Origin of the sequence: Pseudomonas sp. 31-12, from assembly GCF_003151075.1 — a bacterium.
In the GTDB taxonomy this organism is placed as follows: Bacteria; Pseudomonadota; Gammaproteobacteria; order Pseudomonadales; family Pseudomonadaceae; genus Aquipseudomonas.
Map to the genome: position 1 here is coordinate 1,301,573 of NZ_CP029482.1, position 20,282 is coordinate 1,321,854.

General features: G+C 59.9%; 15 protein-coding genes. 1 reads left to right on the top strand and 14 read right to left on the bottom strand.

Translation table 11 applies throughout. The features are described 5' to 3' along the window. Positions 1-197 precede the first annotated feature (197 nt). From DJ564_RS05925 to DJ564_RS05935, 3 genes are all read right to left on the bottom strand, one after another. Positions 198-596, bottom strand: coding sequence for a DUF4440 domain-containing protein (locus DJ564_RS05925; protein WP_109628065.1), 399 nt, complete (start codon positions 594-596; stop codon positions 198-200). A gap of 118 nt (positions 597-714) precedes the next feature. Next, positions 715-1,539, bottom strand: a complete 825-nt coding sequence (locus tag DJ564_RS05930) for an SDR family oxidoreductase (RefSeq protein WP_109628066.1) — start codon at positions 1,537-1,539, stop codon at positions 715-717. 30 nt (positions 1,540-1,569) lie between these two features. After that, the gene (locus DJ564_RS05935) at positions 1,570-2,034 is read right to left on the bottom strand and encodes a multidrug transporter (protein ID WP_109628067.1); all 465 of its coding nucleotides are present in this window, start codon (positions 2,032-2,034) and stop codon (positions 1,570-1,572) included. Between the two features lie 166 nt (positions 2,035-2,200). Between DJ564_RS05935 and DJ564_RS05940 the strand changes: the two genes are divergently transcribed. Next, positions 2,201-4,951, top strand: coding sequence for an RHS repeat domain-containing protein (locus DJ564_RS05940; RefSeq protein ID WP_178082284.1), 2,751 nt, complete (start codon positions 2,201-2,203; stop codon positions 4,949-4,951). An 80-nt stretch (positions 4,952-5,031) separates the two neighbouring features. Here DJ564_RS05940 and DJ564_RS05945 read toward each other — a convergent pair whose 3' ends face one another. The 11 genes from DJ564_RS05945 to alg8 form a co-directional block, all read right to left on the bottom strand. Next, entirely contained in the window at positions 5,032-6,483 is a 1,452-nt protein-coding gene (locus DJ564_RS05945) for a mannose-1-phosphate guanylyltransferase/mannose-6-phosphate isomerase (protein WP_109628068.1), read from the bottom strand. A gap of 210 nt (positions 6,484-6,693) precedes the next feature. Further along, positions 6,694-7,347 carry an alginate O-acetyltransferase AlgF gene (locus DJ564_RS05950; protein ID WP_042932354.1) on the bottom strand — a complete coding sequence of 218 codons (654 nt, stop codon included), beginning with the start codon at positions 7,345-7,347 and terminating at the stop codon, positions 6,694-6,696. 17 nt (positions 7,348-7,364) lie between these two features. After that, positions 7,365-8,540: an alginate O-acetyltransferase gene (locus tag DJ564_RS05955; protein WP_109628069.1), complete on the bottom strand. Its 1,176-nt coding sequence runs from the start codon at positions 8,538-8,540 to the stop codon at positions 7,365-7,367. Between the two features lie 11 nt (positions 8,541-8,551). Further along, entirely contained in the window at positions 8,552-10,117 is a 1,566-nt protein-coding gene (locus DJ564_RS05960) for an MBOAT family protein (protein WP_109628070.1), read from the bottom strand. A 211-nt stretch (positions 10,118-10,328) separates the two neighbouring features. After that, complete coding sequence (locus DJ564_RS05965) at positions 10,329-11,453, bottom strand: mannuronate-specific alginate lyase (protein WP_109628071.1); 1,125 nt, start codon at positions 11,451-11,453, stop codon at positions 10,329-10,331. A 7-nt stretch (positions 11,454-11,460) separates the two neighbouring features. Continuing rightward, complete coding sequence (locus tag DJ564_RS05970) at positions 11,461-12,909, bottom strand: alginate O-acetyltransferase (RefSeq protein ID WP_109628072.1); 1,449 nt, start codon at positions 12,907-12,909, stop codon at positions 11,461-11,463. A 10-nt stretch (positions 12,910-12,919) separates the two neighbouring features. After that, positions 12,920-14,509: a mannuronan 5-epimerase AlgG gene (gene algG / locus DJ564_RS05975; RefSeq protein WP_109628073.1), complete on the bottom strand. Its 1,590-nt coding sequence runs from the start codon at positions 14,507-14,509 to the stop codon at positions 12,920-12,922. Between the two features lie 26 nt (positions 14,510-14,535). Further along, the gene (locus DJ564_RS05980; RefSeq protein ID WP_109628074.1) at positions 14,536-16,023 is read right to left on the bottom strand and encodes an alginate export family protein; all 1,488 of its coding nucleotides are present in this window, start codon (positions 16,021-16,023) and stop codon (positions 14,536-14,538) included. Further along, positions 16,020-17,399 carry an alginate biosynthesis TPR repeat lipoprotein AlgK gene (algK, locus tag DJ564_RS05985; protein ID WP_109628075.1) on the bottom strand — a complete coding sequence of 460 codons (1,380 nt, stop codon included), beginning with the start codon at positions 17,397-17,399 and terminating at the stop codon, positions 16,020-16,022. Before algK ends, DJ564_RS05980 begins: the two co-directional genes overlap by 4 nt. Positions 17,400-17,537: 138 nt before the next feature. Next, positions 17,538-18,707 (bottom strand): alginate biosynthesis protein Alg44, encoded by a 1,170-nt coding sequence (locus tag DJ564_RS05990; RefSeq protein WP_109628076.1) that lies wholly within the window; start codon positions 18,705-18,707, stop codon positions 17,538-17,540. Positions 18,708-18,743: 36 nt separating this feature from the next. Beyond that, positions 18,744-20,225 carry a mannuronan synthase gene (gene alg8 / locus DJ564_RS05995; RefSeq protein WP_370654476.1) on the bottom strand — a complete coding sequence of 494 codons (1,482 nt, stop codon included), beginning with the start codon at positions 20,223-20,225 and terminating at the stop codon, positions 18,744-18,746. Positions 20,226-20,282 lie beyond the last annotated feature (57 nt).

Sequence of the window (20,282 nt, forward strand, 5' to 3'; positions counted from 1 at the left end):
CCTTCATCGAGCTCCAGTTGCCGGGACGAAAACTGATCTCAGATGAGGCATTGAGCCCCTGGCCCATCCTCATGACTCGCCTGTTTTCGGCGCCTCAACTTTGAGCTGATGTGATGGAGGTCGTCTACTGTCAACTCTGACAGGTAGACAAGCGTTAAATTGTGTGTTTCGCGGCTGCAATCCGACGTGCCCGGGTCTTACTGCTTGCAAAACGTCTCATGCAAATGCCGCCAGATCACCGGGCCGGACGCTTGCTTCTCAAACGCCACTGTCGAGCGTCGATCCGAATGCAGCCCCGTCGCATCCGTCTGCCGCTCGCGATAACTCACCACCGCGCCACCGTCGTACAGCGCGATACCCCGTAAATCGCTGAGCTCGATCCTGAAGCCGAGTTTTCTTCCGCCCGCCAGCAGGAACAACTCGTTCAACGCGGCGAAATCCAGCACCCGGCCCAATGGCGAGATCATGGAAAACTGTGGCGAAAAACGCGTTAGCAGGCGTTCAAGCGCGGACTCGTCCTGGTCCTCGGCCAGCCATTGCTCGATGGCGATGTGGGCCTGGATCACTTCGTCGAAGTATTCGGTGTAGTCGGTCATGGTTGTTCCTGAAATTCCGCAGAGATAGTTCAGACGTCATCGCGAGCAGGTTCGCTCCCACAGTTGGAATGCATTTCCCTACGGGAGCGAGCCTGCTCGCGATGACGTCGACTCGGTCTTAGAGTTGACCCTTCAACCCAAACCGCTTCATCAACCCCGCCTCCAGCAACCCTTTAGGCAACAAGCCCGCCAACAACGGCAATGCCCGGCTGCCGTTGCCCAGTCGAATCAGACGCGGTGGCTTACCCTGCTGCACGGCCTTGAGCAAACCTTCGGCAAATTCCCGGGCCGGTGTCGGCTTGTCCTGAGACGCCTTGGCCCGCGCACGAATGCCTTCACGCAACGGCCACCACGGTGATTGCTCGGAAATCAATTGCTCTGCCTCATGCCCGGCATTCTTGGCGAAGCTGGATGCGATTGCACCCGGCTGTACTTCCATCACGCGCACGCCGAACGGCGACAACTCCATGCGCAATGCATCGCTCAATGCATGCACCGCCGCTTTCGAGGCGCAATAGGCGCCGGCAAACGGCGTGACCAATACCCCGGAAACGCTGCCGATGTTGACCACCAAACCCTTGGCACGACGCAGCACTGGAAACAGCGCGCGTGTCACACCGACAACGGCAAACACATTGGTTTCGAACTGCCGCTGCATCGCCGGCACGCCGCCGTCGAGCAGCGGCCCCATGGCGCCGTAACCGGCATTGTTGATCAACACATCGAGGCCGCCATGTTGCTGGTTGATCTGCTCGCTCAGCTGTTCGAGCGCGGCGCCGTCGTTGACGTCCAGTTGCACGGCGGTGAAACCGGCGGCGGCCAGAACAGCCACATCTTCAGCCTTGCGGGCGCTGGCCCAGACTTCGTATCCGGCACCTTTGAACACATCGGCGAGGGCGCGGCCAATGCCGCTGGAGCAACCGGTAATCAACGCAACGGGCATGGCGCGGTCCTTGTGCAAAAAAAATAGGGATCAGTCGGAGAAACTACCCTGCAAACGCTCGGCGCGAAACTCCAGGGTTTGCGGACGATAGCCAGGGCGTAGCGGCGGCAGGGGCAAGCAGTCTTCCCAATTGGCGCCGGCCTGCAGTTCGCCGGGGCCGCGATAGCGCGGGGCGGCGTATTGATTGTCGGCCAGATTCACCGTATCGCCCGGCGCGTACGCGGCAACGCGCCAGCGCAACTCGGTCAGCGGCACATCGTTGCCATTGTTCATGGTCAGCTGCAACGGGCGGTCCGCCGGGCAGTGTTCGGGCGCGTAGGTGATGCGTAACTCCAGGCGCGCCAGTTGCTTGACCTCGCGGCTGTCCATCCAGATCACCCACGTGGCCACCAGACCCAGGCCGATGGCGGCCGCCACAGAGACGGGCAACGCCTTGGCCGGGTAGCGCAGCAATAAAATCAGCCAGGTGATGACCAGCAGGACGCCGATGAACATATTTGAACGCTCCTTGAACTCATGACCACCATCCTACCGAACGGCTGCCGGAATGGACATTCACGGATCAACGGCGATCACCGTTGGTCGGTACTGTAATTTCTGACAGTAGCCAGCCCTGAGCACGCGAAGTTAGATAACCGCAGGCAAACAGGGACGAATCGGCATGCAGGCTGCGGCAGTGGGAATGCACTACAACACCCCCCGATTGTTCGCCGTCGATCCGCGAGGACTGTCGATCCGTTACGTGGATTACTGGCGCGAGGTCGAGGGTGCCCCGGCTCAGGCTCGCATCAACCGCACCTTGCACAATGCCGCTGGGGGCACGGTAAAACAGTGGGATTCACGGCTCTGGCGGCTACAGCAACAAGAGCCGATGGCGCCCGCCAATCTCACGACCGTGCATTCGCTGACCGGTCATCCCGTCTGCACGGTCAGTGTCGATGCCGGCTCACAGACCAGCCTTCTCGGCCCGGCCAAGGAAGTGCTGCAAGGCTGGGACAGTCGCGGTACCCGACGCGAGATTCACTACGACGACCGGCTTCGCCCTGTGGCCGTATTCGAGCACGTTGCCACGCAGCCACCCCGATGTACCGAACGTATGGAATACGGTGGCGCCGATCCGGTTAACCGCGATCGTAATCAATGCGGGCAGTTGATTCGTCAGGACAGTCCCGGCGGGACCGTGCTGTTCGAGGCGTTTGCGATCGCCGGCCAATGCACCCGGCACATTCAGCACTTCACCCTTGACGCCGTTGCACCGGATTGGCCGGAGCCGATAGCCGATCGACAAACACTGCTGGAGCCGGGCGAGGGTGCCGTTTCGACGTGGCGTTACGGGCCGCTGGGGAATGTGCTGGAAACGGTCGATGCCCGGCAGAACTGCCAGGCCTTCGCCTTCACCCTTGATGCCCGGCTACGCCAAAGCGCCTTGAAGCTGGCCGGCAAAACCACTTGGCAAACACTGGTCAGCGAGATCGAGTACAACGCCGACGGACAGACCCTGCGCGAAGTCGCGGGTAACGGCGTACGAACAATGCTCACGTATGGCCCCGAGGATGGTCGCCTGCTGGAGCGGCGAGCGGACAGTGATCGCGCCGGATTGCTGCAGCATCTGTTCTACAGCTACGACCGAATGGGCAACGTGCTGAGTATCGAAGACAAGGCACTGCCGGTGCGCTACTTCAACAACCAGCGTATTGATCCCGTCAGTCGCTTTATCTACGACAGTCTTTATCAGTTGATCCGGGCGTTTGGCTGGGAGGCGGGCGGTCCCAACCAGGGGCCGGAATCGGTCGGTCGTACTGATCCGGCAGCGGTCAGCAATTACCAGCAGACCTACCGCTACGACGAGGGCAGCAACCTGCTGAAGTTGACGCATGTCGGCGCACAAAACCCTGGCCGTGAATTGACCGCCGCGCGTTACAGCAATCGCTGCCTGCCCTGGCGCAACGGTGTGCCGCCGACGGAAGAGGACATCGCCGCTGCATTCGATGCCAACGGTAATTTACTGGAGCTGGACCCGGGGCGGTTTCTGACCTGGAATCTGCGTAATGAACTGGCGTCGGTCTGCCCGGTGGAACGCGCGTCCGGGCGCAATGACTGTGAGCTCTATCTCTACGATGGCGGCGGTCAGCGGGTGCGCAAAATTCGTTCGTTGCAGACCAATGCCCGGACCGTGACCGCCGAAGTGCGCTACTTGTCGGGGCTGGAACTTCGCACCGACAGCGGCACAGGGAAGGTGCGACAGGTCATCACCGCGCAGGCCGGGCTCAATAGTGTTCGGGTGCTGCATTGGGAAAGCGCTCCACCGTCAGGCGTCAACGATCAGTACCGCTTCACCCTGATCGATCACCTCAACTCCTGCAACGTGGAACTGACCGACGATGCGCAAATCATCAGTCAGGAAACTTACTACCCCTTTGGCGCAACAGCTTGGTCTGCCGGCCCGAACGACACCGATGGGGATTACAAAACAGATCGGTATTCGGGGAAGGAGCGAGATGCGACGGGGCTTTATTACTACGGGTACCGCTATTACATCCCGTGGTTGCAGCGTTGGCTGAATCCAGATCCGGCGGGGGATGTCGATGGTCTGAATTTGTACTTGATGGTGTTGAACAATCCGATGACGTTCATTGATTCATTCGGCCTGCAACACGATGTAGTGGGGGACTACGAAATCGAAGTTGGCACGTTTCTACGGATCGGATTGAAAGTTAAGGCAATGGTCGCAAAAGTCGTGATGTTTGACGAAAAAACTGAAAAGTACAAACCCAGCTCAGGGTTCAAAGCGGTGGAAGTGGGGGTGGACGTTGAATACGCCGTTGGCAAGGATGAGCTGAAACGCAGCTTGAAGGAGTACAAGCGTGTGTTCAAACATGCGTCGAGGATGTTTCCGGATTCCAGCTCCGGAGAGACCCGGGTGAATCTGGAGCTTGGGGAAGCGATCTCTTCCAACATGTTGGAGTTGGCGGAGTCGGTTTTTCAGAAGACCCAGACTATCGAGCCGGATTCTGGAAGTGCCAGGCCACAGAAAGTCCACGAGAACAGGTTCTTCGCAATTCTGAAAAAAGAGGACAAGCTGAAATCTGCGGGAACCAGGCAAATCTACGCAATCGCGGCGATTTCCACCACGACGAGCAAGGGGGCTGCCAGCAATGATACTGAGGCAACGGTAGAGTTCTTGGTGGCTAACCCAGCCTCTCAGCTGACGGCGAACGAACTGAGAATAGCCGCGGACGCCGGGGTCATGTCGAAAGAGGTCTCGAATGTACGAGGCGTGGGCAACTTTTTGACACTCAAATCGTTGAGCAAGATAAACAAGGCCAGCAAGGTGGTAAAAATCAAAACGCATGCAATCAACCCAAGGTCAGCAGCCATTGCCTCGAGATCGGGTGCCAAATGGAAGGGATAATAAAAAAAGCCCCCACCCAACCCGCTGCGGATAGGGAAAACGCAGCGGACTGGACGGGGGCTTCTGGTTTTGCTTAACGCTTACTGCGCGATGGTTTTCACCGACACGCCGCGTTCGATCGGGGTGGAGCGACCGTAGATATCTTCAAAGCGCTCGATATCGTCTTCGCCCAGGTAGCTGCCCGATTGCACTTCGATGATCTCGAGTGGAATCTTGCCCGGGTTGCGCAGACGGTGAACCGAAGCGATCGGGATGTAGGTCGACTGGTTCTCGCAGAGCAGGAACACGTTTTCGTCGCAGGTTACTTCGGCGGTGCCGCTGACCACGATCCAGTGTTCGGCGCGGTGGTGGTGCATTTGCAGCGACAGGCACGCGCCCGGCTTGACCGAGATGTGCTTGACCTGGAAACGGCCGCCCATGTCGACCGAGTCGTAGGAGCCCCACGGACGATAGACTTCGCAGTGGTTCTGGGTTTCGGTGCGGCCCTGTTCGTTCAGGGTGTTGACCATTTGTTTTACGCCTTGGACCGAGTCCTTGTGGGCGATCATCATGGCGTCCTTGGTTTCGACGACCACGATGTTTTCCAGGCCGATCACCGACACCAGTTTGCCGTTGCCGTGGATCATGCAGTTTTTGCTGTCCTGAATGACCACGTCGCCTTTGGTGACGTTACCGTTGACGTCTTTGTCATTCACTTCCCACAGCGACGCCCAGCAACCGACATCGCTCCAGCCGGCGGTCAGCGGTACGACGCAGGCGCGCTGGGTTTTTTCCATTACCGAGTAGTCGATGGAATTGTCCGGGCAGCAGGCGAACGTGGCTTCGTCGATGGTGACGGTGTCGGCATCCTGTTCGCTGCGCTCAAGCGTCAGCAGGCAGGTGTCGTAGATGTCCGGATCGTGCTTTTTCAGCTCTTCCAGGAAGCGGCTGGCGCGGAACAGGAACATACCGCTGTTCCAGAAATAGCCGCCGGACTGGACGAACTCGGTGGCGCGTTTCACGTCCGGTTTTTCGACGAAGTGCGAGACGCGGCTGACGCCTTCGGGCAGCAGCGAGTCGTTGGTGGACTTGATGTAGCCGTAGCCGGTTTCCGGTTTGGTGGCCGGTACGCCGAACAGCACCATTTCGCCGTTTTCGGCCGCGACGGTGGCCAGGGCCAAGGCGCGTTGCAAGGCTTTCTGGTCGTCCAGTACGTGGTCGGCCGGCAGCACCAGCATCAACTCGTCACGACCTTCGTTGACCAGCATCATCGCGGTCAGGGCCACGGCCGGCGCCGTGTTGCGGCCGAACGGTTCCATCAGGATGCGCTGGGTTTCCAGTTTACGGTTGGTCAACTGCTCGTTGACGATGAAGCGGTGGTCTTTGTTGCAAACCACGATCGGGGTGTCCATGCCTTCAAACACCAGGCGTTCCAGGGTTTGCTGGAACAGCGTGTGTTCGCCGGTCAGGGCGAGGAACTGTTTAGGGAACTGCTTACGGGAAAGCGGCCAAAGACGTGAGCCGCTACCACCTGACAAGATCACCGGAATCATGTTGTTACTCCTTGAAAATCGTATGGGTCAGAGCTACTGCGTTCTGTCGTTTCACTCTTGTTCTTATTCCGTGTCCCGACTGACATCCCGGTCCTTGTGGGAGCTGGCTTGCCTGCGATGGCATCACCTCGGTCTGTCTGCTGTACCGAGTCGTCTGCATCGCGGGCAAGCCCGGCTCCCACAGGGGGCGGGGTCAACCGGGAAAATGTGTTAGCGCGTCGAAACCGGGCGTTTTACCCAGACTGGCGACAGGCTGCTGCCTTTGCCTGTGACGTACAGCACGGCGGCTTCACCGCGTTCCAGGGCAACCGGTTTCACGTCGCCGACTTTGGTGGCGCCGTCATACAGGGCCAGGCTGACTTTGACCGGGTTGATTTCACGCTCGCCACGGCCCTTGGCCGCTACGGACGGAACCACTTCGGTCTTGCCGTCAGCAGTTTTCAGGGTCAGGGCCTTGTCGCTGAGGTTCTGTACGCGAACCAGGGATTTCTGCTTGTTCTTGAACGGCGGCTCTTCGATCAGTTGCGGCGCGCCGCTGGCGTTGTTGACCAGGGTGTAATAGTGGTCGCCGGCCAGTTTCACCGGCAGCGTCTGGCTGCCGACCTTGGCGCTGTAGTCGCCGCCCGGCATGAAGCTGAAGTCGGTGCTGGACAGCGGCGCGACTTCGGCCAGGTTGGTGCTGCCGACGGTGGCGCTGACTTCAGCGTTACCGGCGTTGTAGACACGGACGAAGCTCGAACCTTTCGGTGCAGTCGGGCCGTAGAGTGCAGCGTCACCAGCAAAGGCGGACATCGATAACACGCTCATGCCAGCAACAAGTGCAAAGGTCTTGGCGAGACGGCGAGGAGTAGTAGTGAAAGTCATGGTAGTACCTCTCTCTTTCAGTTTTGCGCCCGGTCGGGCGTCTCGGATTTAGTGTTTGCGGCTACGTTTTGTTGGCGGGCGCCGGCTTCTTTGAGCTCTGCGACCCACTGCGGGTCGGCGTCGCCGATTTCGTTGTTCACAGGCAGATAACGTTCAGGAAACTCCCAGATCAGCACCTGTGGCGGGCTGTTCTTGAAAGCATCACTTTTCAGGTAGCTGAGCATCGGCAGAATCGGGCCGTGGCCGTCTTCGGCGTAATTGACCACGTCGCTGTTCAGCGCTTGTTTCAGCGCACCGACGAAGTTCCAGTTCGGGTTGGCGCTGTAGCTGGTGCCGATCAGGGCCACCGGCACTTCAGTGTTGGCGAACAGCGCGTCATCACCGGCAGGCTGGTCTTGCGCGACCACGGTGTTGCGCTTTTGCAACGGTTCGGTCTTCGGCATCAGGTTTTCGAACAGCGGGTCCAGCGGCAGGAACAACCGCAGGTCGCCCTTGTGCGTGACTTTCTCCGCAGGTTCAGTGACGAAGCGTTGCGGCTCGCCGCTGAGCGGGGTCTTCTCGGCAATGGTCTTGGCCAGAGTCTCGGCGGCGATTTGTGCGCCTTCCGGGGTCCAGTGAGTGTCGGTTCGCAGGAACACTTGCTGACCGTCGAGCTTGGCGTGGAGCATCGGACCGAACAGGTCGGGCGCGATGATCTTGTTGGCCGCCACACGAGCGTGGAAGTCTTCATAGAGGTTGGCGTGAATGCTCGAAGGCTTCACTTGGCCCAGGTGTTCCGGGTACAGGCGAGTCTTGGCCGGCACGATCGCCATCACCAGTTTCACGCCTTTGGCCTTGAGTTCCTGACGTACGCCTTCTACGAGCGCGTAGTTGCCTTGCAGGTTCAACTCTTCGTTGACGATCGGGTTGAATTCTTCATCGCTGTACAACCATTGATCGCGGCCGAGCACGACGCCCGGACGACCTTCGTTGAACAGTTTGAAATCCAGCGCAGCCCAAAGGTTGGTGCCCAGGCGCTTGATCGGGAACTCTTCGTCGTAATGCGTTTCCACGGCTTTGGCCCAGCGGCCATTGAGCACTGTCGCGTCGGCGTTGGTGCTGAAGCCGAAGAAGCTGCGCGTCGACCACAGGCCCAGCACCAGCAGGGTCACCATGAACAGGGCGATGTAGAAGATACGTAATGAGCGGGTCATGGTCAGATCCCTCAGAACTGGAAGTAAAGGAACGGCGAGAAGCTTTGCGCCGAGAGTTTGAAAATCGAGGCGATGAACAGCACCAGGACCAGCGTGCGCATCACGTAACGGGACCAGTCCGCCGTCCAGTAGGCCGGTTGCACGGTGGCTTCAACGCCAACGGTGTAGCCAGGCTCATGGATGCTGGTCGGGTTGTCGCCCGGTACGGCTTTGATCATTCCTGGCGTGGCAGCGGCAGGGCCGTCGGCCTCGACGTTGACCACAGGCTTGGTCTTCTCAGGCGGCAGGTTGCTGTAGAAATCGCGGATGCCGAAGAACGCCAGGGTCATGTAAGCCACCACCAGGGTTGCCACTTGCAGGCCGGTGAGGCTGGCCGCGTTGAGTTCCGACAGTGACCATTCACCGAAGCTGAACATCGCGCCGTACATGCGACCGGCGACGTGCAGGTTTTCCGAGCGGAAGATCACCCAGCCCATGACCACGAGCAGGAAGGTCAGCGCCCAGCGGATCGGGTTGATGCTGCGTGGCGACGTGTTCAGGCCCAGGGCTTTTTCAATCGCCAGCCACATGCCGTGCCACGCACCCCAGATGATGTAGGTGATGTTCGCGCCGTGCCACAGACCACCGAGCAGCATGGTCAGGAACAGGTTGCGATAGGTCATCAGCGTGCCTTTGCGATTGCCGCCCAGCGTGATGTACAGGTAGTCACGCAGCCAGGTGGACAGGCTGATGTGCCAGCGCCGCCAGAACTCGGTGATCGACTGGCTGATGTACGGCTGTTTGAAGTTTTCCATGAAGCGGAAACCCATCATCAAGCCCAGGCCGATGGCCATGTCGCTGTAGCCGGAGAAGTCGAAATACAACTGCGCGGTGTACGCCAGCGCGCCGAGCCAGGCATCGCCCGTGGTCGGGTTCTGCAAGGCGAAGCAATGGTCGGCGACCACCGCTAGGGTGTCGGCGATGAAGACTTTCTTGATGAAACCCTGCATGAACCGCGTGGCACCTTCGGAGAACTTGTCGAGGGTGTGGGTGCGGTTGTTGAACTGGTCGGCGAGGTCGCGAAAACGCAACACCGGGCCGGCAATCAGGTGCGGGAAGATCGCCACGAACGCCGCAAAGTCGATCAGGTTGCGCGTTGCCGGCGTGTCGCCACGGTAGACGTCGATGATGTAGCTGATGGACTCGAAGATGTAGAACGAGATCCCGATCGGCAACAGCACGTGGGTCAGGATGAACGGCGAAAGACCCACCGACGTCATCATCGCGTTGATGCTGTCGACGCCGAAGTTGGCGTACTTGAAGTAGCCGAGGATGCACAGGTCGACGCCCACGCCGAGCAGCAGCCAGCGCTGGGCCGGTTTGGTCCGAACGCCTGCGGCGCCGACTTTGAGGCCGATCCAGTAGTTCCACAGCGTGACGGCGGCGAACAGCGCGAGGAAGTCCACGCGCCACCAGGCATAGAACACATAGCTGGCGAGCAGCAGCAGCAGGTTGCGATAGCGTATTCCGCTTAAGTAGTACATGCCGAGAAAGATCGGCAGGAACAAAAACAGGAACACGTTGGATGAAAATACCATCCCGGTCTCTCCATGTTTAACCAACAGTCAAGGGCCAACGGCCCCCCCAAACCCCCCACCGAAAACCGGAGGGCTAACTCACAAAACTCAAACTCGACACTGACCCTGTGGGAGCGGGCTTGCCCGCGATAGCGGTGGGGCAGTCGACATCATGTTGAATGTCAGATTGCAATCGCGGGCAAGCCCGCTCCCACAGGGTTTTGTATTGGTTCTAGGAACCTTTTTTGCCTTTCTCGTTGGCCGGGTCGTAGACCTTGGTCAGGTCACCCCCGAGGCGGAAGGTCTTGAACGGCTGCATCTCGTGTTTTTTCTCGAGCACATCCGGCGAGCAGGTGTAGAGCGTGCAGAACGGTTCCAGCCAGGCGAATTTCGAATCGACCTTGAGGTCGGTCATGTCCTGTTCTTTACCGTTCTTCTTCTCGAATTCGTCCGGGTCTTCTACCCCCGATAGCACTCGATCACCCAGGCGTTTCAGCGCGCCGTTGTTTTCCTGGCGCAAATCCACACCGTTGACCTGCGCAAAACTGGCGATCATCGCCAGCGGCGGCAGGGCGTAGTTGTGATAGGCGAGGGCGCGTTGCTGGCGCTTGAGTTCGTTGGGCAGGAAACCCTGGGCGTCAATTTGATTGGCGGCGACCTTGAATTCCTTTACCGACCAGTCGAACAGGTCGCGGCGGTTGGTGGCGATGGACGTTGCCATCACCGACCAGGCGGACCAGTACGAGTGGTTGTTGGTTTTTTCCAGCGGCAGGTTGTCCCAGTCGCTGACCACCTGATCCGCCATTTTGCTGAACCAGGCTTCAATCAACTGCGACTCTTGCTGATGGTTGGCCAACGGATGCGAGTCGGAGAACTTCAGGCGCAGGTACGAAGACGCCATGCTGCCCAATGCCCATTTGCGCATGGACTTGCCGGTGTGGTTGAAGTCCTTGGACATCAGCGCGTCGGCCTTGGCCCACGCGGTCAACCAGTTCAGGGTGCATTCCAGTTGTTCCGGACGACCGTCACGCATGAACTGCATCACGCGCTTGCTGGTGCCGCGCTCAATCTTGGTGATGTCGGCGGTGGTGTCGCGGAAGGCTTTTTCCGAGGCTTCGTTCAGGGTCGAACGGGCCTTGTCGGAGCCTTCGTACTTGCTGCGAAATTGCAGCGAACCGGTGTACGGCGTCGGCACCGCATCACAGCCTTCGCTCTTGTCGCCGGTTTTGACTTTTTCAATCGGCGCGAAGTAGCCCTGGGGCGGACGCAGGGGCGCGGCGGCCTGCGTGGCGCCGGCGAACATCGCCAGCGTCAGCAGTGACGGTGCGAGTAATCTTTTCAAAGTTCGGGTTTGCATAATTGCCTCATTGCCCGGCCGAAGCGGTACGCTGCCCAGCGCCAGGGAATACGTTGCGTTTGCAGATTTTCGCTTCGACTTTCTGTGGCGTGGCACCTGCTTCAGGGCCCTGGATTTCGACGGCCAGCAAATTCTGCGTGGCCCAGTCTTCGTCCGTACGCAACTCAAAGGCAAAGCGCCCGTCGGTGTCGGAAGTTTCCGGTTTTTCGATTTTGATGTCCTCGTGGCGACCGTTCATGTACCAGAGGGTGGCTTGCAGGACTTTCACCGACGCATCGGCGAACTGGATGTCGACCTGGTGACTGCCGTTTTGCAGGTTCAGGTTCTTGCTGTTGACCATTAATTCGTTCTTGCCCGGTTTCAACGTGGTGCTGCCGGTCATCTGTGCATCCTTTCCTTCGCAACCGTTGTCCAGCAACGCCATCATCTGGCGGTAGGTGGTTTCCTGGTCTAGGCGATAGAGCGGCGAGAATTCCCAGATCAGAATCTTCGGCGGCTTGGTCTGGAACTCTTCGCTGCCCAGGTACTGCAGCATCGAACCTTCCAGGCCACCACCGGGGAACGCCACGTTGAGGATGTCGGCGCCGATGGCCTCTTCGAGGAAACCGGCGAAGTTGTAGTTCTTGCCACTGTGGCTGGTGCCGACCAGGGTGATCTCTGGATTGCCGGAGTCACTGAACAGGTCGCCGTCGGCGGCTTCGCCCTTTGGCTCGGTGGTGAACTGATCCATGTACTGGATCGCGTAGCTGGTGCCACAGAGTTGACCGGCCATGTTGTGTAATGTTCCGGTCTTGCCCATGCGACCCGACTTATGGCTCTCGAACTCGCGCTTGGGAATGTCCGCGAACTCAGGCAATTGCTTGATTTTCTCGCCGACGATTTTCGCTGTGCGCTGGGCGCCATACGGCGTCCAGTGTTGGTCGCCGCGGAAGTAGAAGTCGTGGGCCGGCAGGGTGTCGGGCAGCGATTCATTGGTCAGCGGCGACAGGTCCGGCACCACATAACCCATGGCGGCGAAACGGCCGAGCATGGTCTTGTAGTTCTTCAGCGCCTTGTCGAAATCGAACTTGGCTTTGTCTTCCGGATTGAGCTTGTTGCGGTTCACCAGGCCACGGGTCGGCTGGTAAACGACGACCAGTTCCACGCCTTTGCTCTTGAACGCATCGTGCAGTTCTTTCATGCGTTTGTAGCCGGCGGGGGTGGTGTCGAATTCGGTGCGCAAGTCTTCTTGCGTACGGAACAGCCAGTCGCCCTGAGCCTGCACCAGCGTGGTGAAGTTCTGCTGGTAGCGCGTGGTGTAGTTCTTCGCGTCGTGAGCTTCGGGGCACAGGTTGCAGCACGGTTCGGCGCTGAAGCTGGGCGCCTTGACTTCATCGGCACGGACGCCGGCGCTGGCCGCGAGAATGCCGGCGGTCAGGGCCGACAGGCTGAGTAATTTGATCAAGTGTGGGTGCATAAAATTATCCTCAGTCCTGCATTTCGGTCTGGCGTTCGACAGGGTCGATCAGCACGGCTTTCTGCTGGCGCACCAGCAGGTCGAGAATTTCATCCTGGCGCTCGCCAAGAATCCCGTTGAAGCTGATGCCGCTGGATTTGGTCGGCGCGAGCATGGACACGCGATACAACTCGACGCTCAGCGGCGAGTCGATGGACAGCGGTCCGCTGCCGTTGCCGGCCAGTTCGCCGCCGACGATGATCAGCGACACCTGGGCGTCGAACGGGTCGAGCTTGATGTCCCGGTCGGTGTCGCTCAGGTCCTTGATGTGGCCGTAGACGCCGGTCAGACCGTTGGCCATGGCGAGGTTTTCGTAGAGGCGGATGTTCACGCTGTTACGAATACGGATGCCGTGGCGACGGTTACTGATCACCTTGTTGCCGTAAATCAGATTGTCGCCACTCTCGTAGAGAGTGATGCCGTCCGTGTGGTTCTTGTAGATCTCGTTGTAGGCGATCAGGTTGTTCACGCTGTTACGGTCGATCACCAGGCCCGACAACTTGTTGTCGTAGCTGCGGTTGTTGAAGATGAAGCTGTTGTTGACCTCACGGGAAATAATGATCCCGTGCTTCTTCTTGGTCCCGTACACCGTGTTGTCGGCAATGATCAGACCGTGGGAACGGTCATGCGGGTCGATGCCGTAGACGATGTTGTCTTTGTAGGTGTTGCCCTTGACCACGAAGTCTTGGGTTTCGTAGCAGTAGAAGCCGTACCACATGTCCGAGAACTCGGAGCCGACGATCCAGCCCGTCGGTTCAGGACGCTTGAGGACCTTGGCCATGTTCGGCGTGTACTGGGAAATACTCACGCCGTAGGACTTACTGTTGGCGTAGCCGAAACTGGCGATCTTGCTGTTGGCGATGTAGGTCTCGGTGCCGCCCCAGGACAGCAGGAACGGACGAAATTCCTTCGGCGACTTGAAGGCCGCCGGGCCGTTTGCCTTCTCGCTCCAGCCAGTGATTTTGGTATCACGCACAAACAGCTGGCCGTCGTTGACCAGGAACGAACCGGACTCTTGGGACAGGCGCAATTCCTGGGTCTGCTTGTCGATCTCCAGGATGCCTTTCTCACCCACCACGATCGGCAACTTCGCCAGGAACACGCCCGGCGAAGTTTCGCTGAAGTACTGCTTGGGTACTTTCTTGGCCAGATCCTTGAGGTTCATGTAGCCGTCGTCGATGAAAATCGCCTGAGGGATACCGTGCTGACGCACTACCCATTCGGCCATCTTGTTATCGCCGCCGATGAAGTCCTTCAGCGCGTTTTCCTGCATCATCCGGCGCACGCTGATTTTGCCGGCCTTGGTGCGCACGACTTTCGCGGCGATGGCTTCGGCGGTATAGCCGGAGGTGTCAGGCAGTTTCGGCGCAGCCAGTTCCAGCGGCTCGGTCGGCGCGCTGCTGACGGTGTAGGTCTTGGCCTGTTGCAGACCCTTGGCGATGGTCGCCGGCTGCCCTTTCTGCACGGGCGCTGACGGCTCCGCCGTGGCGAAGGCCGCCGAACTTGCCAGCAGCATCGCGCCGGCCAGCAAGGTCAACGAGCCTCTCTTCGGACTGTTCATGTCAGGAACTCCCTTCGCGGTTCGCATCAGAAGCGCCAGATCACGTCGATAAACGCGCGGTGCATGTACGAGTCGACGCCTTTGCCATACGCATCGCCCGGCTTGAACACACCGCCACGCAAACGCACGAGGGCCGAAGGCTCATCGATCGACTGACTCAGGGAGGCCGGCAGCAGGCCTTGCTTGAAGTACTTGGTGACGACCACGTCCATTTCCTGGCCGAGGTCTTTGTTGCCATCTTCCAGTGGCAGGGACGTGCTGGAGAGCACGGCGCCGGTCACGTCGTCGGTGTCGTTCTGCACGGCGTTGATGCCGTTGCTGCCGACCGGCTTGTTGCCGTCGACGCGCCAGAATTTGTGGTAGATCACGCTGGCGTCGTATTCGTCGTTGAGCATCCACGAACCGAACAACGTCGCGGTCTGCATGTTGTTCATTTCGCCGCGGAAGGCTTCGCCGAAACGGTGAACCCGCGAGCGAGTACCGGTGTAGTTCGAGCGGTTGCTTTCCAGACCGTTCTGTTCGTAATCGGCACTGGCGCGGGCATAGGCTGCACCGACTTGCCATTGCGGATCGAGGCGCAGACGCACGCCCAGGTCAGTGGCCCAGCCATCGACGTTACCGCTGGTCTTGGCTTGTGCCGGCGGAGTGCCGTCGGCGTTCAGCGGGTTGACCGTGTCGCGGTCGCCGCTCATGCCGGTGACGCTGCCCCAGTAATTGACGGTGTTGGTGTTGCGCCAGTTGTAGGCATCGCTGTCGGCGGTGAGGCCGATCCAGCTGATGTCGCCGTTCTCTTTCTTGTCCAGAGAATCGGCAGGAACTCCTGGCTCTGGATAGTCGAGCTTGCCGTCATCGTGGGTGTGATGACCGCGAATGCCGACCCAGTTGCCCGGCGTCCACTGATACGCCGCATCGGCGTAGGCGTGCAGGCGATCCTTGTCTTTGGGCGCCAGCTCGGTGAGGTCGGTGCGGTATTCGCTGAAGCGTTCGGCGACACCGGCGTTGGCGCGCAACAGGGTGGTGTCGAAGGTCCAGTTCAGGGCTTCAATGTTGGTGTCGCGCCATTGGCCGTCGTCGTTGCGCAGGCGTTGACGACCGAGCTTGAGGATCTCGCCAGGGTACGGCGTCAAGCCGCTGTAGCCGACCCAGAACTCGCGCATCGCCAGGTAGTTTTTCTTGCTCTTGCGATCACCGTTGTCGGTGGCCTGGGTGCCGTCGCTGTCGGACTGCTGAAGGGTGTCGGTCTCGATGATGTCGGTGGACGTCACCGCCTGACCCATCGCGTATCCGCTCCACGCGCCGCTCTCGCCGTAGATCCAGGGACGCAGGTCGAGGCCGACGCCGTTGACGTCGCCGCCGCTCGCGGTACCCAGGTCGGTATCGTCTTCGGACTGGGCAGTGATTTTCACGTCCAGGCCGTAGTTCTGGTTTTCAGTCAGGGCCGCCAGGGTCGGGCACGACCACAAGAGGGCGAATGACAGGCCGATACCGGCCTTAACGAATGGATTCAGCTTCATAGGGATTCCTCGCCGTCTTCTTCTTGCAGGGCGTGCAGTTCCAGCGTGTTCTGGCTCAAGGCACCACGAACGGCCTGTTCTTGTTTCAACAGACGTTGGGCCTCGGCGAGCTGGGCAGGCGGCAGTTGCGCTTCGAGTGTTTGTGCAAGCTCGGTGGCTTGCGGGGTGTTCTGCGCCTTGGCCAATTGGCTGAAGACGTAAGCGTTAAGCGGGTCGGGCTTGGTGCCCTTGCCTTGGGAAAACAGTTGGGCAATGGCGAAGTCGGCGCTGTTCTGGCCGTTACGCGCAGCCTTGAGCAGGTGGTCCAGCGCTTTCTGCGAATAAACCTTGCCCAGGTAACCGCGACGGTAGATCTGGCCGAGGTAGTAATCGGCGGCCACTTCTCTGTCGACGGCTTTCTTGAAGTGTTCTTCGGCGACCTTCGCGTCGGCCGGGACCATTTTGCCTTCGTAGTAGAGCTTGCCCAGCAACAGTTCGGCACGCGGCTGGTCAGCGGCGCGGCCGTTGTCCAGGTACTTCATCATCGTGTCGACGTCGCCCAGTTCCGGGAAGTCGTAGAGCAATTGCGCGAGGCTGACCCAGGAAGCGGGGTAGCCCGGAGCGATGCTTTCGAGCAGCGTCTGAGCGGTTTTCTCGTCGGTCTTGCCCAGGGTCGCATCGCCCAGCACGCGCGCCACACTGTCGACACGTTGAGCGGTGACCGTGCCGCGAGCATGAGCGGCTTGCATCTGCTTGATCAGCTCGGCCTGTTGCTCAGGCTTGGCCTGTTTCTGATAGACCGTGGCCAGTTCGACGTAGCAGATGTCGGTGGTGGTCAACGCGGCTTTGCAGATGGTTTCGACTTCGTCCAGGTGTTGGTCGTAAGTGCCTTGGGTGCGATACAGCAGCACTTGAGCCAGGCCCGCTTCCGGTTTGCCATCGGCGCGCCATTGGCTGATCTGCTGTTGGGCGTTGACGTTGGGGAAACTGTGCGGGTATTGCAGGTACAGCATTGCCAGCGGGATCAGGGTGTTGCCTTCGCCAGCGGCCGAGGCTTTTTTCAGCAGGCCTTCGGCTTCGTGCTGTTCGGCTTCGGTAGACCCCGGCTTGGCCACCAGCAGGCGACCCAGGCGAGCCTGGGCTCGCGGCGAAACGCTGGCCGCGGCGCGGTAAGTCGCCTCGGCCTGTTTGATTTGTGCCGGGTCACGGCTGTCGACCTGGATATCGGCCAGGCCAACCTGTGCTTCGCTGTAACCCAGGTCTGCCAGTTGCTGATAGTTCTGCGCCGCCAGCGCGGTGTCGCCGCGCTTGAGGGCTTCGTTGGCCAGGCGTTGGTCGGGCAGGCCGGCGCAACCGGCGAGGCTTACGGCCAGGGCCAAAGCACACACCGTACCCATGTGGGAGCCAGCCTGCTGGCGATTCAAGTGACTCGGTCCATCAGACAAACCGCGGCGATCCCATCGCGAGCAGGCTCGCTCCCACAGGGACTGCGGTGCGTTCAAGATTTTTGAGATAGTCACGGGCATGTCCTCTGCTTAAAGACCGGAAGCCATGGCTTTGTCGATCAGCCAGTTCAGGTTCGGACCACGGGAGCTGTTCACTTCAACCGGGCGACCGGCGAATTTGCTGTCCAGTGGCTCGTCCGGCTGAATCAGTACACGGATGTCGGAGGAAAGGTCGGCGCTTTTCAGGCTGGTGCTGCTGACGATCTTGCCGCTGCGGGTGGTGTCTTCGCCGGCAATCTGGAAGCTGACCGTGCTGCCTGGACGCACATCGGCGAACTGGCGATAGGTGAAGCGTGCTTCAACGTTGGCTTCGCTGTTGCGCGGTACCAGTTGGAAGATCACGTCGCCTTTGCTGGCGTACTGACCATTGGCGACCAGTTGCTGGGCCACGGTGCAATCGCACGGCGACGTCAGGGTGCCGGTCATTTGCTTGCCGAACAGCTCTTCAACCTTGGCCGGTTGCAGTTGATTGTCGTCAAGGTGGCCCTTGAGCACATCGAGCATGCTGGTGCTGAACGTCGCGAGCGGAGCGCCTTTGGCGGCAACGCCGTCAGCCTTGATCAGGCTCTGCACGGTGCCGTCGCGCGGCATGGTGATGTTCATGCCCGGCACGCTGACCAGACCGGCCTGGGCGTGGCTGACGAAGTACATGCCGTACACCGACTTGAAGATGAAACCGAACGCCGCCAGGCCGACGATGAAAATCGCCAGGCTGAACGTCACGGCGCGCAGACGACCGAACGCGGTCATGCCGTGGCCGCCGTCCTTCATCTTGCGCGCCTTGGTGAAGTTGTCGCGCTGCAAGGTCGCCAGCACTTCACCCATGCTGACGATGTCGCCGGCCAGGTGCGAAGTGATCAAGTGACGCAGGGTCGAAATGTCTTGTGGTTCCAGGTTCTGGAACTGGCAACCGGCACGACCGGTCTGGCGATCGAAGGAGCGCACTTGCAGCTCCACGTCCATGGCCAGGCCGAGGTTATCGATGACGAATTGCAGGCGAGCCTTGTACACGTCGCCGATTTTCAGCGGCAGTTGACCGGCGTTGAAGGCCAGACCGCCAGCGGAGAGGTCGATCACTCGAGCTTCCATCGGGGTCCGGTCGGGACCGAAGAAACGCAGCTTGGCCGGGATTTTCACTCGGGCGTGTTGGCGCTGGGCTTCTGACTCATGCACTACGTTGGCGTTGACGGCGGTATTCATAGGGGCGTTTTCCTGGTTAATTCAATAAGGGGGCGGTCAGACCATCATCAGCAGCACGGCAACAAAGATGCTGCCGGCGGAGAAGGTCATGGTCCGAGACGACCAGGTGTTGAACCAACGTTGAAAGCTGGCGAGATCACGGGTCAGGGAAGTGGGCTGGCGAGTCCAGGACTGTTGGTCGAGGCGGAAGAACACGTAGATCTTCACCAGCGCGCCAACGATCTGGTTGTAATAGAGAATCGCCGGGTAGGCCGGGCCGATCCGGTGACCGGACAACGACAGCAGCACGGTCAGGATCAGGCGGGTAATGCCGATCCACAGCAGGTACACGAGGATGAACGCGGTGCCGTACTTGAAGCTGGCGATCAGTGCGACCGTCAGGCCCAGCAACGAGGTCCACATCGACACGCGCTGATCGAACAGCACCACCGAGGTGAACAGGCCGAGGCGTTTAACCCCCAGGCCCAGGGCGCGGGCGTTCTGGCGCAGGTTGTTGCCGTACCAGCGGAACATCAGTTTGCGACTGGCCTTGATGAAGCTTTTTTCCGGTGGATGCTCCACGGTGTGGATCGCGGCGTCCGGCACGTAGAACGTGTCGTAGCCCAGGCGCATCAGGCTGAACCAGCTCGACTTGTCGTCACCGGTCAGGAACTTGAAGCGGCCCAGGCGCCAGTGTTGCAGCGAGTCGCTTTCCACGTCGGCGATGAAGTCCGGGTTGGTGACCACGGTCGCGCGAAACACCGACATCCGGCCGGTCATGGTCAGTACGCGCTTGGACAAGGCCATCGAGCACATGTTGATGTGGCGCTGGGCGAATCGCAGTTTGTGCCATTCGCTCATGATGTAGCCGCCGCGCACTTCACAGAACTCGTTGGTGGTCAGGCCGCCGACATTGCCGAACAGCTGGAACCACGGCACGGTCTTGAGCACGGTGCCCTCGGCGAGCACGGTGTCGCCATCGATCACTGCAACCACTGCGCGGTCGTCCGGCAGGTGGCGGGAGATGGCGCGGAAACCGTAGGCCAGGCCATCACGCTTGCCGGTGCCGGGAATGCGCACGAAGTCGAGCTTGACCCGATCCGGCGGATTCATCTTCGTCCAAAGGCTTTTCACCAGCTTCTCATCGGACATTTCCACGATGGAGCACACCATGGTGGTCGGCAGGCCGCAGTCGATCGCTTCGCGAATGACGGAGGCGTAGACCTGTGCGGTGGTCAGCGCATCGATACGGAAGCTTGTGACCATCAGAAACACATGGGACGGGTTTGCCGCGTCACCCAGCTTGCGCACTTTGCGCCGCAGGTGCGGGTAGACCACGTACAGGAACAGCATCCCGCGCACAAAGTGCGTGGCGCCCATCGAGTAGCGCCAGATGCCGATGAAACCGATGAGGAAGATAAAGTCCTTCGAATCGGAATCGAATGTGGACGCAGGCAACGCCATGGCGATGCCCATCAATAAACTTAGGTAAAACAGCCAACCGGCGGCCTGAAGTAGGCCGTGCTTTAGCCTGTGCATAATCTGCATCCGTCTCTATCTCGGGCGAGCCTGTGGGGTGGCCCGATGGGGTTAAGG

Coding starts and splice junctions, on each gene's coding strand:
- DJ564_RS05940 (WP_178082284.1), top strand. CDS start 2,201: ATGCAGGCTGCGGCAGTGGGAATGCACTACAACACCCCCCGATTGTTC.
- algK (WP_109628075.1), bottom strand. CDS start 17,399: ATGGGTACGGTGTGTGCTTTGGCCCTGGCCGTAAGCCTCGCCGGTTGC.
- DJ564_RS05955 (WP_109628069.1), bottom strand. CDS start 8,540: ATGACCCGCTCATTACGTATCTTCTACATCGCCCTGTTCATGGTGACC.
- alg8 (WP_370654476.1), bottom strand. CDS start 20,225: ATGCACAGGCTAAAGCACGGCCTACTTCAGGCCGCCGGTTGGCTGTTT.
- DJ564_RS05980 (WP_109628074.1), bottom strand. CDS start 16,023: ATGAAGCTGAATCCATTCGTTAAGGCCGGTATCGGCCTGTCATTCGCC.
- DJ564_RS05945 (WP_109628068.1), bottom strand. CDS start 6,483: ATGATTCCGGTGATCTTGTCAGGTGGTAGCGGCTCACGTCTTTGGCCG.
- DJ564_RS05930 (WP_109628066.1), bottom strand. CDS start 1,539: ATGCCCGTTGCGTTGATTACCGGTTGCTCCAGCGGCATTGGCCGCGCC.
- DJ564_RS05965 (WP_109628071.1), bottom strand. CDS start 11,453: ATGCAAACCCGAACTTTGAAAAGATTACTCGCACCGTCACTGCTGACG.
- DJ564_RS05990 (WP_109628076.1), bottom strand. CDS start 18,707: ATGAATACCGCCGTCAACGCCAACGTAGTGCATGAGTCAGAAGCCCAG.
- DJ564_RS05960 (WP_109628070.1), bottom strand. CDS start 10,117: ATGGTATTTTCATCCAACGTGTTCCTGTTTTTGTTCCTGCCGATCTTT.
- DJ564_RS05970 (WP_109628072.1), bottom strand. CDS start 12,909: ATGCACCCACACTTGATCAAATTACTCAGCCTGTCGGCCCTGACCGCC.
- algG (WP_109628073.1), bottom strand. CDS start 14,509: ATGAACAGTCCGAAGAGAGGCTCGTTGACCTTGCTGGCCGGCGCGATG.
- DJ564_RS05950 (WP_042932354.1), bottom strand. CDS start 7,347: ATGACTTTCACTACTACTCCTCGCCGTCTCGCCAAGACCTTTGCACTT.
- DJ564_RS05935 (WP_109628067.1), bottom strand. CDS start 2,034: ATGTTCATCGGCGTCCTGCTGGTCATCACCTGGCTGATTTTATTGCTG.
- DJ564_RS05925 (WP_109628065.1), bottom strand. CDS start 596: ATGACCGACTACACCGAATACTTCGACGAAGTGATCCAGGCCCACATC.